This window comes from Pseudomonas persica (assembly GCF_900291015.1).
Classification (GTDB): Bacteria; Pseudomonadota; Gammaproteobacteria; order Pseudomonadales; family Pseudomonadaceae; genus Aquipseudomonas.
Genome location: NZ_OLKL01000010.1, coordinates 365212 through 381424 on the forward strand (window position 1 = coordinate 365212; position 16213 = coordinate 381424).

14 protein-coding genes are annotated in these 16213 nt (G+C 64.2%); 10 read left to right on the plus strand and 4 right to left on the minus strand.

All coding sequences use genetic code 11. The annotated features are described in order from the left end of the window. Positions 1-112: 112 nt before the first annotated feature. The 3 genes from FQ664_RS05485 to gap form a co-directional block, all read right to left on the minus strand. The gene (locus tag FQ664_RS05485; RefSeq protein ID WP_144170730.1) at positions 113-1075 is read right to left on the minus strand and encodes a FecR family protein; all 963 of its coding nucleotides are present in this window, start codon (positions 1073-1075) and stop codon (positions 113-115) included. Positions 1076-1146: 71 nt separating this feature from the next. Further along, positions 1147-1659 carry an RNA polymerase sigma factor gene (locus FQ664_RS05490; RefSeq protein ID WP_144170731.1) on the minus strand — a complete coding sequence of 171 codons (513 nt, stop codon included), beginning with the start codon at positions 1657-1659 and terminating at the stop codon, positions 1147-1149. 187 nt (positions 1660-1846) lie between these two features. Then, positions 1847-2848, minus strand: coding sequence for a type I glyceraldehyde-3-phosphate dehydrogenase (gene gap, locus FQ664_RS05495; protein ID WP_041506241.1), 1002 nt, complete (start codon positions 2846-2848; stop codon positions 1847-1849). 265 nt (positions 2849-3113) lie between these two features. Between gap and edd the strand changes: the two genes are divergently transcribed. The 10 genes from edd (at position 3114) to FQ664_RS05545 (ending at position 15158) form a co-directional block, all read left to right on the plus strand. After that, positions 3114-4940 carry a phosphogluconate dehydratase gene (edd, locus tag FQ664_RS05500; RefSeq protein WP_144170732.1) on the plus strand — a complete coding sequence of 609 codons (1827 nt, stop codon included), beginning with the start codon at positions 3114-3116 and terminating at the stop codon, positions 4938-4940. Beyond that, positions 4937-5896: a glucokinase gene (locus FQ664_RS05505; protein WP_144170733.1), complete on the plus strand. Its 960-nt coding sequence runs from the start codon at positions 4937-4939 to the stop codon at positions 5894-5896. Before edd ends, FQ664_RS05505 begins: the two co-directional genes overlap by 4 nt. 58 nt (positions 5897-5954) lie before the next feature. Continuing rightward, complete coding sequence (gltR, locus tag FQ664_RS05510) at positions 5955-6680, plus strand: two-component system response regulator GltR (protein ID WP_144170734.1); 726 nt, start codon at positions 5955-5957, stop codon at positions 6678-6680. Further along, positions 6661-8115: an ATP-binding protein gene (locus tag FQ664_RS05515; protein ID WP_144170735.1), complete on the plus strand. Its 1455-nt coding sequence runs from the start codon at positions 6661-6663 to the stop codon at positions 8113-8115. The genes gltR and FQ664_RS05515 overlap by 20 nt, the downstream gene beginning before the upstream one ends. 311 nt (positions 8116-8426) lie before the next feature. Further along, entirely contained in the window at positions 8427-9725 is a 1299-nt protein-coding gene (locus FQ664_RS05520) for an ABC transporter substrate-binding protein (RefSeq protein ID WP_144170736.1), read from the plus strand. Positions 9726-9885: 160 nt separating this feature from the next. Beyond that, a complete protein-coding gene (locus FQ664_RS05525; RefSeq protein ID WP_144170737.1) occupies positions 9886-10794 on the plus strand; it encodes a carbohydrate ABC transporter permease in 909 nt (302 codons plus the stop codon). Next, on the plus strand, positions 10787-11632 hold the full coding sequence (locus FQ664_RS05530; protein ID WP_144170738.1) for a carbohydrate ABC transporter permease: 846 nt from the start codon (positions 10787-10789) through the stop codon (positions 11630-11632). Before FQ664_RS05525 ends, FQ664_RS05530 begins: the two co-directional genes overlap by 8 nt. A 3-nt stretch (positions 11633-11635) precedes the next feature. After that, positions 11636-12790: an ABC transporter ATP-binding protein gene (locus FQ664_RS05535; protein WP_144170739.1), complete on the plus strand. Its 1155-nt coding sequence runs from the start codon at positions 11636-11638 to the stop codon at positions 12788-12790. Positions 12791-12831: 41 nt separating this feature from the next. Then, positions 12832-14175 carry a carbohydrate porin gene (locus tag FQ664_RS05540; RefSeq protein WP_144170740.1) on the plus strand — a complete coding sequence of 448 codons (1344 nt, stop codon included), beginning with the start codon at positions 12832-12834 and terminating at the stop codon, positions 14173-14175. Between the two features lie 128 nt (positions 14176-14303). Continuing rightward, positions 14304-15158: a D-hexose-6-phosphate mutarotase gene (locus FQ664_RS05545; RefSeq protein ID WP_144170741.1), complete on the plus strand. Its 855-nt coding sequence runs from the start codon at positions 14304-14306 to the stop codon at positions 15156-15158. Here FQ664_RS05545 and hexR read toward each other — a convergent pair. Continuing rightward, a complete protein-coding gene (gene hexR, locus FQ664_RS05550) occupies positions 15151-16014 on the minus strand; it encodes a DNA-binding transcriptional regulator HexR (RefSeq protein WP_169774905.1) in 864 nt (287 codons plus the stop codon). The two genes, FQ664_RS05545 and hexR, sit on opposite strands and share 8 nt — an antisense overlap. Positions 16015-16213 lie beyond the last annotated feature (199 nt).

The window sequence follows — 16213 nt, forward strand, 5'->3', positions numbered from 1 at the left end:
ACAGTCCTCATCGCCGGCAAGCCGGCTCTCACAGGGAGATCACATGGCTTGAGGCCGATGTGGTCGGGGGGGGAGCTGGCTTGCCGGCGATCAGGCCGAGACAGGCAAAAGATCAGTTCAGGATGACCAGCGCCGGGTACTCATGCAGCCGTGCCGAGGTGATGTGGGCCAGTGCGCGCAGGGTTTCCAGCGGCTGGTCGAGGCGGTAGTTGCCGGTGACCGCCATGTCTTCCAGCTGTGCGTTGCGGTTGATGATCCAGCCCGGGTAGTAGCGCTGCACCTCGGCCAGCACCTGGCTCAGCGGGCAATTCTCGAACACCAGGCGGCCGTCGACCCAGGCCAGGTCCTTGTGCATGTCGGGGCGCTGGCGCTGGCCAAAGCCCTCTGGGCCAACACTGATGCTGTCGCCGGCACTCAGACGAATGCGCTGGTCGCGGCTGCCCTGCAGGTCGACATCGCCGCGCTGTACCCGCACCTGTGCCTCGCCGTCGAGGTAGCGCACGGCAAAATCGGTGTCGCGCACCTGGGCGCGCAACGGCCCGGCCTGCACTTCCAGCGGCAGCAGTGCGCCCTCGGGGACCTGGAAATAGGCCTCACCCTGCAGCAGGCGGGCGACCTGGCGGCCGTCACGGTGGTCGCTGGCAAACGCCGAATTGGTGTTGAGCAGCACTTTCGCCCCGTCTTCCAGCTGCAGGCGCTGGCGCTCGCCCACCACCGTCAGGTGGTCGGCCTGCAGGCGCATTGGCAGGTTGCCAAGGGTGACCAGCCCGACCAGCAGTAGCGCCGCCGTGGCCAAGGGTTTGCAGTGGCTGCGCAGGCGCCCGCGCCACGAGCGACGCTGTTGCTGGTGCATCTGCACGGCCACCTGGTGCAGCGGCGCGCCGTTCCACAGGGCTTCTGCCTCGACATAGGCCTCGGCATTTTCCGGTGCCGCGCTCAGCCAGGCTTCGAAGGCCTGGGTGTCCTCGGCGTCGGCGCATTGCAGGCGCACCAGCCAGTCCAGCGCCTCGTCCATGGCACGAGCACGGGCGAGGGGCCCGGCGGGTGACGGGCGAGGGGCGGTGCTGTCGGTCACGGTGAGTCCTTGAATGATTTTTTGCGAATGATCAAGGCTGAGGCGGGGTGTGGCAAGGGCTTTGCGTTGCCTCACTTGAGGCGCTCGGCGACACCCATGCAGATCGCCATGATCAGTTTCAGTTCCTTCTGTACCGTGCTGGGCGAAACATTCAGTTGTTTGGCGATTTCCAGGTAGGTGGCGCCATGCAGGCGGCTGAGGATGAAGATGCGCTGCTGGCGTTCGCTCAACTGGTCGAGGCTGACGCTCAGCTGCTTGAGCAACCGTTCGGCATGGGCGGCATCCTCGCTGCTGGTGGCCGGCGCGGCCACGCTGTGCAGGACTTCATCGGGTACATCGTCGACCAGCATGCGCGATTGCACCCGGCGCGCGCGCAGGTGGTCGAGGGCCAGGTTGCGCGCGGTCTGGAACACGAACGGTTCGATGTGTTCGATGGGGCGCTCACCGAGGGCTCGGGACACCCGCAAGTAGGTTTCCTGCAACAGGTCCTCGGCCGTGCTGGGGTTGCCCACCATGCGTTGCAAGGTGCGCAGCAGGGTAAGGCGCTGGACGAGGAAGACAGCGTTGAACCGGGACTGACTCACGGGGGGACCTGACCGACGAAAAGTTAATGATAATGCTTATCATCACTATGTGTGGTCAAGTCTGGAAATGTTAGGAAAAGGTAAAGATTGTGAGTGGGGGCATGACGGAAGTTTTTCTGTGTTTGTGAGATCGAGCGCCGCACGGGCGGCGCTCGATCTCACAGGCGGCAAAAATGCCGCGCCATACTCACCGGGCGCGACACAACGCCAGGCAGTTATCCAGCATGCGGTTACTGAATCCCCACTCGTTGTCATACCACGCCAGCACTTTGAGCATGCGCCCATTGGCCCGGGTATGGTTGGCATCGAAGATCGACGACAGCGGGTTGTGGTTGAAGTCGCAGGAAACCAGCGGCAAGGCGTTGTAGCCCAATACCCGGGAGTGCTTGCTGGCTTCGAGGAACAGCTGGTTGACCTGCTCGGCCGTGGCCTCGCGCTTGAGGTTGACGGTGAGGTCCACCAGCGACACGTTGATCACCGGCACCCGCACCGCCATGCCGGTCAGCTTGCCGGCCAGCTCCGGCAGCACCAGGCCCACGGCCTCGGCGGCGCCGGTCTTGCTCGGGATCATCGACTGGGTTGCCGAGCGCGCACGGTACGGGTCGCCGTGGTACACGTCGGTCAGCACCTGGTCGTTGGTATAGGCGTGGATGGTGGTCATCAGGCCCTGTTCGATACCGAACTCGCGGTGCAGCACCTGGGCGATCGGCGCCAGGCAGTTGGTGGTGCAGGAGGCGTTGGAAATGATCTGGTGCGAAGCCCGCAGAATATCGTGGTTGACCCCGTACACCACGGTGGCATCGGCACCTTTTGCCGGTGCCGAGACAATCACCTTGCCAGCCCCTGCGGCCAGGTGTGCGGCGGCCTTGGCGCGTTCGGTGAACAGCCCGGTGCATTCGAACACCACGTCGATCGCTTCGGCCTTCCAGGGCAGTTCGGCCGGGTTGCGGATGGCACTGACCGCGATACGGTCACCATTGACCGTCAGGCTCTCGTGGTCGGCCTCGACGCTGGCATCGAAGGTGCCGTGCACGCTGTCGTACTTGAGCAGGTGGGCATTCATGGCGCTGTCGCCCAGGTCGTTGATGGCGACGACCTGCAGGTCCTGGCGGTAGCCTTGGGTATACAGTGCGCGCAGGACGTTGCGCCCGATGCGGCCGAATCCATTGATGGCGATGCGTAGGGTCATGGCAGTACCTCTGGCAGTCCGAGTGAAACCTGTGGCACAAAGGAGCTTCACTGAAACGGTTTTGTTGTTGGAATTACAAGATTATTCACTATTCGATAGAAAACAAGCCTTTTTAGTGGCAGTATTTTGTTTAAACATACAACGAGTGGTTGGGCGACGTGCCTCCACCGATGCAGCGGGCTCCTCTACCTTGAGCCTAGGCCGCAATCGTTTGGAGGGGAAATGCCCGGCAAACCGCCCTTACAATTAGCCTGGAGTCCAGTACATGCATCCGCGCATCCTTGAGGTCACCCAGCGGCTGGTCGAACGTAGCCGTGCCACCCGCGAACGCTACCTGCAGCTGATTCGCGGCGCGGCCAGTGACGGCCCCATGCGTGCCAGCCTGCAGTGCGCCAACTTCGCCCACGGCGTGGCCGGTTGCGGCAGCGACGACAAGCAGACCCTGCGCCTGATGAACGCGGCCAACGTGGCCATCGTCTCGGCCTACAACGACATGCTTTCGGCGCACCAGCCGTACCAGCACTTTCCCGAGCAGATCAAGCAGGCCCTGCGCGAGGTTGGCTCGGTCGGCCAGTTCGCCGGTGGCGTGCCGGCCATGTGCGATGGCGTGACCCAGGGCGAGCCGGGCATGGAACTGGCCATCGCCAGCCGCGAAGTGATTGCCATGTCCACCGCCGTGGCCCTGTCGCACAACATGTTCGATGCCGCGCTGATGCTGGGCATCTGCGACAAGATCGTCCCCGGCCTGATGATGGGCGCGCTGCGCTTCGGTCACCTGCCGACCATCTTCGTCCCGGGCGGGCCGATGGTCTCCGGTATTTCCAACAAGCAGAAGGCCGACGTGCGTCAGCGCTACGCCGAGGGCAAGGCCAGCCGTGAAGAGCTGCTGGAGTCGGAGATGAAGTCCTACCACAGCCCTGGCACCTGCACCTTCTACGGTACTGCCAACACCAACCAGCTGGTGATGGAAGTAATGGGCCTGCACCTGCCCGGCGCCTCGTTCGTCAACCCCTACACGCCGCTGCGCGACGCGCTCACCGCCGAGGCCGCGCAGCAGGTCACGCGCATGACCAAGGCCAGCGGCAGCTTCATGCCGCTGGGTGAAATCGTCGACGAGAAGGCGCTGGTCAACTCCATCGTCGCCTTGCACGCCACCGGCGGTTCGACCAACCACACCCTGCACATCCCGGCGATTGCCCAGGCTGCGGGTATCCAGCTGACCTGGCAGGACATGGCCGACCTGTCCGAGGTGGTGCCGACCCTGTCCCACGTCTACCCCAACGGCAAGGCCGACATCAACCACTTCCAGGCCGCGGGCGGCATGGCCTTCCTGATCCGCGAGCTGCTCGATGCCGGGCTGCTGCACGAAGACGTCAACACCGTGGCCGGCCATGGCCTGCGCCGCTACACCCAGGAGCCGTTCCTCGACAACGGCACGCTGGTGTGGCGCGAAGGGCCGCAGCACAGTCTGGACGAAAGCATCCTGCGCCCGGTGGCGCGGCCGTTCTCCGCCGAAGGTGGCCTGCGGGTGATGGAGGGCAACCTCGGCCGAGGGGTAATGAAGGTGTCCGCTGTCGCCCGCGAGCACCAGGTGGTCGAGGCCCCGGCGCGAGTGTTCCATGACCAGCAGTCGTTGGCCGATGCGTTCAAGGCCGGCGAGCTGGAGTGTGACTTCGTCGCCGTGGTGCGCTTCCAGGGCCCACGCTGCAACGGCATGCCGGAACTGCACAAGCTCACGCCGTTCCTCGGCGTGCTGCAGGACCGCGGCTTCAAGGTGGCGTTGGTCACCGACGGGCGCATGTCCGGAGCCTCGGGCAAGATCCCTGCGGCCATTCACGTTTGCCCCGAGGCTTATGACGGCGGCCCGCTGGCGCGGGTGCGCGATGGTGATATTGTGCGGGTCGATGGTGTCGAAGGCACGCTGCGGGTAATGGTATCGGCCGAAGAACTGGCCAGCCGCGACCTGCCGCCGGCGCCCCAGGGCAACGACCTGGGCTGCGGGCGCGAGCTGTTCGGCTTCATGCGCATGGCGTTCAGCCCGGCAGAGCAGGGCGCCAGTGCGTTCACCTCGGCCCTGGAGAACCTCAAATGAAGGACCTGCTGGTTGGCGACATTGGCGGCACCAATGCCCGTTTTGCGTTGTGGCGTGACAACCAGCTGCATGAAGTGAAAGTGTTCGCCACCGCGGACTACACCTGCCCGGAACAAGCCATCGAAGCCTACCTGGAAGGCCAGGGTATCGCCCGCGGTGGCTTGGCGGCGGTGTGCCTGGCGGTAGCCGGGCCGGTCGATGGCGATGAGTTCCGCTTCACCAACAACCACTGGCGCCTGAGCCGCGCGGCCTTCTGCCAGACATTGCAGGTGGAGCGGCTGCTGCTGATCAACGATTTTACCGCCATGGCGCTGGGCATGACCCGCCTGCGCCCTGGCGAGTTCCGTGAAGTGTGCCCAGGCCAGGCAGACCTGTCGCGACCGGCCCTGGTCATCGGCCCGGGTACCGGGCTGGGCGTGGGCGCGCTGCTGCGCCTGGGCGAGCAGCACTGGCAGGCCCTGCCGGGGGAGGGCGGGCACGTCGACCTGCCGGTGGGCAATGCCCGCGAGGCGGCGATTCACCAACAGATTCACGGCCAGATCGGCCATGTCAGCGCCGAGACCGTGCTCAGTGGCGGTGGCCTGCTGCGCCTGTACCAGGCAATCTGCGCGCTGGATGGCGACATCCCCCGACACACCACCCCGGCGCAGATCACCGATGCCGCGTTGGGCGGCGAGCCACGGGCATTAGCGGTGATCGAGCAGTTCTGCCGGTTCCTTGGCCGTGTAGCCGGTAACAATGTTCTGACCCTGGGGGCGAGGGGTGGGGTTTATATTGTCGGAGGCGTAATCCCGCGCTTTGCCGAGCTGTTCGTGCGCAGCGGGTTTGCCGCGAGCTTTTCTGACAAGGGCTGCATGAGTGGCTATTTCGCTGGCGTGCCGGTTTGGCTGGTGACGGCGGAGTTTTCCGGGTTGCTGGGGGCCGGGGTGGCTTTGCAGCAGGCGCTGGATCACTGACTGCAGCCCAGTAAAAACAGGCAACGAAGACCTGTAACTGACAAAAGGAAGGACCACCTTGAGCACTGCCGGCAAATCGATCCTGATGGTCGACGACGACCAGGAAATCCGCGAACTGCTGCAAACCTACCTGAGCCGCTCCGGCTTCCAGGTGCATGCCGAAGCCGACGGCAAGGGCTTTCGCCGTGCCCTGGAAACCACCCCCTGCGACCTGGTCATCCTCGATGTCATGCTGCCCGACGAAGACGGCTTCAGCCTGTGCCGCTGGGTACGCCAGCACCCGCGTCAGGCACGGGTACCGATCATCATGCTCACCGCCAGCTCCGACGAAACCGACCGCGTCATCGGCCTGGAGCTGGGCGCCGACGACTACCTGGGCAAGCCGTTCAGCCCCCGTGAACTGCAAGCGCGGATCAAGGCCCTGCTGCGTCGCGCCGAGTTCGGCCAGGCGGCGCCGGGCAGTGCCGTGCTGGCCTTCGACGACTGGCGCCTGGACACGGTCAGCCACCGGCTGTTCCATCGCGATGGCGAGGAAGTGATTCTGTCCGGTGCCGACTTCGCCCTGCTCAAGCTGTTCCTCGACCACCCACAGCAGATCCTCGACCGCGACACCATCGGCAACGCCACCCGTGGCCGCGAGCCGATGCCGCTGGACCGCATCGTCGACATGGCGGTCAGCCGCCTGCGCCAGCGCCTGCGCGATACCGACAAACCCCCCCGGCTGATCCGCACTGTACGCGGCAGTGGCTACCTGTTGGCTACCCATGTCTGCAGTGCGCCCTGACCGGCGCTGGCGCCTGCTGCCACGCTCGCTACTGGGGCGCATGCTGCTGCTGACCCTGCTGGTAGTGCTGTTGGCCCAGGGGTTGTCGAGCATCATCTGGGTTGCCCAATTACGCGCCAGCCAGTTGCAGGGCCTGCGTGCCAGCGCCAGCAGCCTGGCCCATTCGATGAGCGCCAGCGTCAGCTACTTCCGCTCGCTGCCGGTGGCCTACCGGCCGCTGGTCCTCGACCAGCTGCGCAGCATGGGGGGGACGCGCTTCTTCGTGTCGCTCAATGCCAAGCCGCTGGACATGCCGGTACTACCCGTTACCCCGCGCAAGCAAGCGGTGATCGAGGTGTTCCAGCAAGTGCTGCATGAGCGCCTGGGTTCGCAGATGGAAATTTCCGTGGAGTTCGTCGGGCCCGACGATCTGCGTATCTTCAACAGCGGCCTCAAGCTTGACGAACTGCCACGTTCCTGGGCGCATTACTCGCTGACCCTGGAGCCGCTCAACCCGCCGGTGCTGGTAACCCAGATCCGTCTGGGCGAGGGCGAATGGCTGTATATCGCCTCGCTGCTGCCCGAGCCCTACACCAGCCTGGAAGCCGAGCGCCTGCCGCGCCAGCAGATTGGCTTCATCGTGCTGACGACGGCCTTGCTGCTGTTGTTCATCGGCTTGCTGGTGCACTGGCAGAGCTGGCCGCTCAAGCGTCTGGCGCGGGCTGCGCGGGAGATGTCGCTGGGCGCCGATGTGGCGCCGGTGGCCGAAGGCGGCGGCAGTGAGGTGGTCGAGGTGGGGCGCGCGTTCAACAGCATGCGCGAGCGCATCAGCCGCTACCTGACCGAGCGCAGCCAGCTGTTCAGTGCCATCTCCCACGACTTGCGCACACCGATCACCCGCTTGCGCCTGCGCGTCGAGCTGCTGGACGACGAGCGCCTGCAGGCCAAGTTCAGCCAGGACCTGGATGAGCTGGAACTGCTGGTCAAAGGCGCGTTGCAGTGCGTGAAGGACACCGACATCCACGAGAACATCGAGCCGGTCGATCTCAACCAGGTGCTGGAGATCCTGGCCGAGCCTTACCTGGGCGATGGCCGTATCACGCTCGAAGGCCGGGCGCTGGCGCCGTACCCGGGCAAGCCGCTGGCGTTGCGGCGCTGCATCGGCAACCTGATCGACAACGCCATCAAGTATGGCGAGCGGGCGCGGCTGCGCATGATCGACACTGCCGAGGGGGTCGTCCTGCAGGTGGATGACCAGGGGCCGGGGGTGCCGCAGCAGCAGTTGGAACAGGTATTCGAGCCGCACTTCCGTTTGGCCGGGCAGCAGCAGGGGTATGGGTTGGGGTTGGGGATTGCGCGCAACATTGCCCATAGCCATGGCGGGGAGGTGAGCTTGCTGAACCTGCGTGAGGGCGGGCTGCGGGTGACCTTGTATCTGCCGCGGGGCGTGGACTGAGGGTTTGTGTTGCCTGTGCCGGCCTCTTCGCGGGTGAACCCGCCCCCACAGGATTCTCACCAGCCTCGGAACCTGTGAGGTCCCTGTGGGAGCGGGTTCCCCCGCGAAGGGGTCGACACAGGTAACCACAATGTCGCTACCCAGTGACAATCCTGCCGTTCTTCCTGACATCCCACCCCTCAGGTCGGCAATGTAACCAAACGATGACATTCACGCATCGCTTCGTTACCTGGCGAGGCGAGCACGCTGTTTAGACTTCATGCAACGCAAGCGATCGACTTGCACGGCATAACAACAAGAAAGGTGCTTCGATGAATTCCACGCTCCGTCTCGCTGCCGCAATTTCCGTTGCTTCGCTAACTGTCTCTTTGCTCCCGCTGAGTGCCTCGGCTGCCGACTCCAAAGGCAGCGTCGAGGTGGTGCACTGGTGGACCTCCGGTGGTGAAAAAGCGGCGGTCGATGTGCTCAAGGCCCAGGTCGAAAAAGATGGCTTCACCTGGAAGGATGGCGCCGTCGCCGGTGGTGGCGGGGCCACGGCCATGACCGTGCTCAAGAGCCGCGCCGTGGCCGGCAACCCGCCCGGTGTCGCGCAAATCAAGGGCCCGGACATCCAGGACTGGGCGGCTACCGGCCTGCTCGACGCCGATGTGCTCAAGGCTGTGGCCAAGGACGAAAAATGGGACACGTTACTCGACAAGAAAGTCGCCGACGCCGTGAAGTACGACGGTGACTATGTCGCCGTGCCGGTGAACGTCCACCGTACCAACTGGTTGTGGATCAACCCCGACGTCTTCAAGAAGGCCGGTATCGACAAGGCGCCAGCCACCCTCGACGAATTCTACGCCGCCGCCGACCAGCTCAAGGCCGCCGGCTTCATCCCGCTCGCCCATGGCGGCCAGCCGTGGCAGGACAGCACCGTGTTCGAAAGCGTGGTACTGGCGGTGATGGGGGCCGACGGCTACAAGAAGGCCCTGGTCGATCTCGACAGCGCGGCTCTGACCGGCCCGCAGATGGTCAAGGCGCTGACCGAGCTGAAAAAGGTCGCCACCTACATGGACCCGGATGGCAAAGGCCAGGACTGGAACCTGGAAGCGGCCAAGGTCATCAACGGCAAGGCCGGCATGCAGATCATGGGCGACTGGGCCAAGAGCGAATGGACCCTGGCGAAGAAAACCGCCGGCAAGGACTACCAGTGCGTGCCATTCCCCGGCACCGACAAGGCCTTCCTGTACAACATCGACTCGCTGGTGGTGTTCAAGCAGAAAGACGCTGGCACCTCTGCCGGCCAGCAGGATATTGCCCGCAGGGTGCTGGGTGAGGACTTCCAGAAGGTCTTCAGCAGCAACAAAGGGTCGATCCCGGTGCGCAACGACATGCTGGCCGACATGGGCAAGTACGGCTTCGACGCCTGCGCGCAGACCTCCGCCAAGGACTTCCTGGCCGATGCCAGGAATGGCGGCCTGCAGCCGAGCATGGCGCACAACATGGCCACCACGCTGGCCGTGCAGGGCGCGTTCTTCGATGTGGTGACCAACTACATCAACGACCCCAAGGCCGACCCGGCCGATGCGGCGAAGAAGCTGGCGGCGGCGATCAAGTCTGCCCAGTAGAGCGCTGACGGCCCTATCGCCGGCAAGCCGGCTCCCACAGGATTTTCACTGCCGTTGAAAATTGTGGGTTACCTGTGGGCGCTGGCTTGCCGGCGATAGGGCCAGTACCGACAACACAAAAGGCAGAGCCCCTCACTGCCTTGGCTTTGGGTACCAAATCATGACCACAACTACCGCCCAACTGCGGGCCTCACCCCTGGACGCGCTACAGCGCTGGCTGCCCAAGCTGGTGCTGGCGCCGAGCATGTTCATCGTCCTGGTGGGCTTCTACGGCTACATCCTCTGGACCTTCGTCCTGTCCTTCACCACCTCGACCTTTCTGCCCACCTACAAGTGGGCTGGCCTGGCGCAGTACGCCCGGCTGTTCGACAACGACCGCTGGTGGGTGGCAAGCAAGAACCTGCTGCTGTTCGGCGGCCTGTTCATCGCCATCAGCCTGGTCATCGGCGTTTTCCTGGCGGTATTGCTGGACCAGCGCATCCGGCGCGAAGGTTTCATCCGCACCATTTATCTGTACCCCATGGCGCTGTCGATGATTGTCACCGGCACCGCCTGGAAGTGGCTGCTCAACCCCGGCATGGGCCTGGACAAGCTGCTGCGCGACTGGGGCTGGGAGGGCTTTCGCCTGGACTGGCTGATCGATCCCGACCGGGTGGTGTACTGCCTGGTGATTGCCGCCGTGTGGCAAGCCTCGGGCTTCATCATGGCGATGTTCCTCGCCGGCCTGCGTGGCGTCGACCCGTCGATCATCCGCGCCGCGCAGATCGACGGCGCCAGCCTGCCGCGCATCTACTGGCGCGTGGTACTGCCCAGCCTGCGCCCGGTGTTCTTCAGCTCGCTGATGATCCTCGCGCACATTGCCATCAAAAGCTTCGACCTGGTGGCGGCGATGACTGCCGGCGGCCCGGGCTACTCCTCCGACCTGCCGGCGATGTTCATGTATTCGTTCACCTTCAGCCGCGGCCAGATGGGCATGGGCTCGGCCAGCGCCATCCTCATGCTCGGAGCGATCCTGGCGATCCTCGTGCCTTACCTGTACTCGGAGCTGCGGAGCAAACGCCATGCATAGCCCTGTCGACAAACCGGCGCTGAGCCCAAGCCGTCTTGCCATCCACGCGGTGCTGTTGCTGGCACTGCTGTTGTACCTGGTGCCGCTGGTGGTGATGCTGCTGACCAGTTTCAAGACTCCGGACGACATCAGCACCGGCAACCTGCTGAGCTGGCCGACGGCAATTACCGGCATCGGCTGGGTCAAGGCCTGGGGCACGGTCAGCGGTTACTTCTGGAACTCGATCATGATCACCGTGCCAGCGGTGCTGATCTCCACCACCATCGGCGCGCTGAACGGCTATGTGCTGTCGATGTGGCGCTTCCGTGGCTCGCAGCTGTTCTTCGGCCTGCTGCTGTTCGGCTGCTTCCTGCCGTTCCAGACTGTGCTGCTGCCAGCCTCGTTCACCCTCGGCAAGCTCGGCCTGGCCAGCACCACCACCGGCCTGGTACTGGTGCACGTGGTCTACGGCCTGGCCTTCACCACGCTGTTCTTCCGCAACTTCTACGTGAGCATCCCCGATGCGCTGGTCAAGGCCGCGCGCCTGGACGGTGCCGGGTTCTTCACCATCTTCCGCCGCATCATCCTGCCGATGTCCACGCCGATCATCATGGTCTGCCTGATCTGGCAGTTCACCCAGATCTGGAACGACTTCCTGTTCGGCGTGGTGTTCTCCAGCGGCGATTCGCAACCGATTACCGTGGCCCTGAACAACCTGGTCAACACCAGCACCGGGGCCAAGGAATACAACGTCGACATGGCAGCGGCGATGATCGCTGGCCTGCCAACCCTGCTGGTCTACGTGGTGGCAGGTAAATATTTCGTCCGCGGGCTGACTGCTGGCGCGGTAAAGGGGTAAGTCATGGCAACGCTCGAACTTCGCAATGTGAACAAGACCTACGGCAGCGGCTTGCCGGACACCCTCAAGGACATCCAGCTGTCGATCAGGGATGGCGAGTTCCTGATCCTGGTCGGCCCGTCTGGCTGCGGCAAGTCGACCTTGATGAACTGCATCGCCGGGCTGGAGCAGATCACTGGCGGCGCGATTCTCATCGACCAGCAGGACGTCAGCGGCATGAGCCCCAAGGACCGCGACATCGCCATGGTATTCCAGTCCTACGCGCTGTACCCGACCATGAGCGTGCGCGAAAACATCGAGTTCGGCCTGAAGATCCGCAAGCTGCCCCAGGCCGCCATCGACGAGGAGGTGGCGCGGGTGGCCAAGCTGCTGCAGATCGAGCACCTGCTGGCGCGCAAGCCGGCGCAGCTGTCCGGCGGCCAGCAACAGCGCGTGGCCATGGGCCGGGCGCTGGCGCGGCGGCCAAAGATCTACCTGTTCGATGAGCCGCTGTCCAACCTCGATGCCAAGCTGCGCGTCGAGATGCGTACCGAAATGAAACTGATGCACCAGCGCCTGAAGACCACCACCGTGTACGTCACCCATGACCAGATCGAGGCCATGACCCTGGGCGACAAGGTGGCGGTGATGAAGGACGGCATCATCCAGCAGTTCGGTACCCCGCAGCAGATCTACAACGACCCGGCCAACCAGTTCGTCGCCAGTTTCATCGGTTCACCGCCGATGAACTTCATCCCGGTGCGCCTCACGCAGCAGGACGGGCGCCTGCTGGCCGTGCTCGACAGCGGCCAGGCGCGTTGCGAGCTGCCCTTGGGGGGGGGCGCTGACGAACTGGATGGCCGCGAGGTCATCCTTGGCATCCGCCCCGAGCAGATTGCCCTGGGCGCCGCGGAGGGCAATGGCCTGCCGGGCATTCGTGCCGAGGTGCAGGTGACCGAGCCCACCGGGCCAGACCTGCTGGTATTCGTCACCCTCAACCAGACCAAGGTCTGCTGCCGCCTGGCTCCGGATGTGGCATGCCGGATAGGTGACAGCCTGAATCTGCAGTTCGACCCGGCACGGGTACTGCTGTTCGACGCCCAAAGCGGCGAGCGCCTGCGCCTGGCCAGCACTGCCGCAGCAGTAAAGGACAATGTGGCCCACATCAGGGGCCGTTGACTCGTCTACACCACCAATAAGAAAAAAGAGGACGCAAAGGGATGGAACAGCGCAAACGCATCAGTACATTGGGCTCGCTGGCCTTGCTTGCCATCGTTGGCAGCAGCGGCGCGCATGCTGCCGAGGCCTTTTCCAGCGAATCGAAGTGGATGACCGGCGATTGGGGCGGCACCCGCACTGAACTGCTGGAAAAGGGCTATGACTTCACCCTCGACTATGTTGGTGAGGTGGCCGGCAACCTGCACGGCGGCTACAACGACGACAAGACCGCACGCTACAGCGACCAGTTTGCCCTTGGCGCGCACCTGGACCTGCAGAAAATCCTCGGCTGGCACGATGCCGAGTTCAAGCTGGCGATCACCGAGCGCAGCGGCCGCAACCTGTCCAACGACCGCATCAGCGATCCGCGCGCCGGGCAGTTCAGCTCGGTGCAGGAGGTGTGGGGCCGCGGCCAGACCTGGCGTCTGACCCAGATGTGGGTCAAACAGAAATACTTCGACGGTGCATTGGACGTGAAGCTCGGCCGCTTCGGCCCGGGCGAAGATTTCAACAGCTTCCCTTGCGACTTCCAGAACCTGGCCTTCTGCGGCTCGCAGGTGGGCAACTGGGTTGGCGGCATCTGGTACAACTGGCCGGTCAGCCAGTGGGCGCTGCGGGTCAAGTACAACATCACTCCAGAGTTCTTCGTCCAGACCGGTGCCTTCGAGCAAAACCCCTCCAACCTGGAAACCGGCAACGGCTTCAAACTCAGCGGCAGCGGTACCAAGGGCGCGATCCTGCCAGTGGAGGCGGTGTGGTCACCCAAGGTCAACGGCCTGCCGGGCGAGTACCGCCTGGGCTACTACTACAGCACGGCCAAGGCTGACGATGTGTTCGACGACGTCAACGGCAACCCGCAGGCGCTGACTGGCGAGGCCTTCAAGTCGCACTCCAGCAAGCATGGCTGGTGGGTGGTGGCGCAGCAGCAGGTCACCGCCCATGGCGGCGACGTCAACCGTGGCCTGAGCCTGTTCGCCAACTTTACCGTGCATGACCAGGCTACCAACGTGGTCGACAACTACCAGCAGGTGGGGTTGGTCTATAAAGGTGCCTTCGACGCCCGGCCCAAGGACGATATCGGCTTCGGCGTGGCGCGCATTCATGTGAATGACGACGTGAGGAAACGCGCCGAACTGCTCAACACGCAGAGCGGCATCAGCGATTACGACAACCCCGGGTTCGTGCCGCTGCAGCGTACCGAGTACAACGCCGAGCTCTACTACGGCTTCCATGTCACCAACTGGCTGACCGTGCGGCCCAACCTGCAGTACATCAAGCGCCCGGGTGGGGTGGACGAGGTGGATAACGCACTGGTCGCAGGCTTGAAGATTCAGTCGTCATTCTGAGGGCTTATGTTGTAAATTTACGCCAATCCATTTTCGGTACTATTTCGATACTCGGCACCCACTGGTCTGCAGTGGGTGTCGGGGATAGGCCGAGACAGCGCTATCTCAAACAACAAGAGCTCTGAACCATGCCCGAACATCCGCTCCATAGCCTCTTTACCTCGCAGCGGCCGCGGCCGACATTCGAGTGGGAGCGTTACCAGCAGCGCGATGTACTGATCATCGATCACCCCCGCTGCCAGGCGGTGTTCAGCCGCCAGGGGGCGCAACTGCTGCATTTTCAGCCGGCGGGCGAACGGCCCTGGCTGTGGTGCGCCGAGCAGTGGCCGCAGGTGGGGGCGATACGCGGTGGCGTGCCGGTGTGCTGGCCGTGGTATGGCCGCCACCCCACCGAGGACTTGTGGCCAGCCCATGGCTGGGCCCGCTTGCTGGACTGGAAGCTGGTGGACAGCCGCGAGGACGAGGAGGGCGTAACCCTGAAATGGCGGCTGGAGCTGTGCGACTGGCAGGTCGACCTGCATGCTCGGTTGGGCAGCCGCATGGAGCTGAGCCTGAGCACCGAGCACCAGGACAGCGAACCTTGCCAGCTTAGCCATGCCCTGCTGGCCTACTGGCGCATCAGTGACGTATCCGAGATAGCGCTGTCCGGGCTCGAGGATATCGAAGGCTACGACCGCCTCAACCGCCAGGCCTGCCGTGAGGATGGCGCGCTGAAGCTCAAGGGGGGCTGCCAGAAGGTCTATCCCGGCACGCCGCGGGTGCAGTTGCAGGACCCGGCCTGGCAGCGCGAGCTATGCATCGATACCGGTGACAGCGACGACACGGTGGTCTGGCACCCGGGCAACCGCCCGCTGATGGGCGTGACCGGGCGTGAATGCCAGCGCTTCGTCTGTGTCGAGGCCGCCAGCGGCAGTGGCGAGGGCCTGAGCCTGGCGCCGGGGCAGCGTGCCCACCTGCGCCTGCAGGCGCACCGGCTCAGTTGAGTTCGTCGTCCTCGATCGGGTAGCGGCTGGCGTTGAGGCTTTCCTTGATCTTGCGCAGGTGCGGCTGGAAGTCCACGCCACGGCGCAGGGTCATGCCGGTGGCCAGTACATCGAGCACGGTCAACTGGATGATCCGCGAGGTCATCGGCATGTAGATGTCAGTGTCTTCCGGCAGCGGAATGTGCAGGCTCAGGCTGCAGGCATTGGCCAGCGGTGAACCGGCGGCGGTCAGGCCCAGCACCGAGGCGCCGTTTTCCCGCGCCAGGCGGGCCACCTCGACCAGTTCGCGGGTGCGCCCGGTGTAGGAAATGATCACGAACAGGTCGCCGGTGTGCGCCACCGAGGCCAGCATGCGCTGCATCAGCACATCGGCGTGGGCCGATACTGCGAGGTTGAAGCGGAAGAACTTGTGCTGGGCGTCCAGCGCCACCGGGGCCGAGGCGCCCAGGCCGAAGAAGTGGATCTGCCGGGCCTGGATCATCATGTCCACGGCACGGCTCACCTGCTGCGGGTCGAGTTGCTGGCAGGCGCTGTCGAGCGAGGCGATGGCACTGGCGAAGATCTTCTGGGTGTAGGCTGCCGGGTCATCGTCAGCCTCTACTGCACGGCTGACGTAGGCGGCGCCGCTGGCCAGGCTCTGCGCCAGTTGCAGCTTGAGCTCGGGGTAGCCGCTGACGCCGAACGAGCGGCAGAAGCGGTTGACGGTCGGTTCGCTGACCTTGGCCGCCTGGGCCAGCGCGGCGATGCTGAAGCGGGTGGCTTGTTGCGGGTTGAGCAGGATGACTTCGGCGACTTTGCGTTCGGCCTTGTTCAGCTCGTCGAGGCGGCCCTGGATCTGTTCCAGGAGGTTTCGCACGCGGTCCATGGGTGTGTCCTTGGGTCGGGAAGACAGCCAGCTGTGGGAGCAGCAGGCTTTTTGCACGGTCGTCTATCGTACTGTCGGCGCGGTTGACGTACCACTTGTCTGTAATGCTTGTGTGTAATGTTGTGGTTTTTACTACATTATCCCTTGAAAACCGTATGTGAAAGCGGTATTCCTAGACCAACTTTAGGAA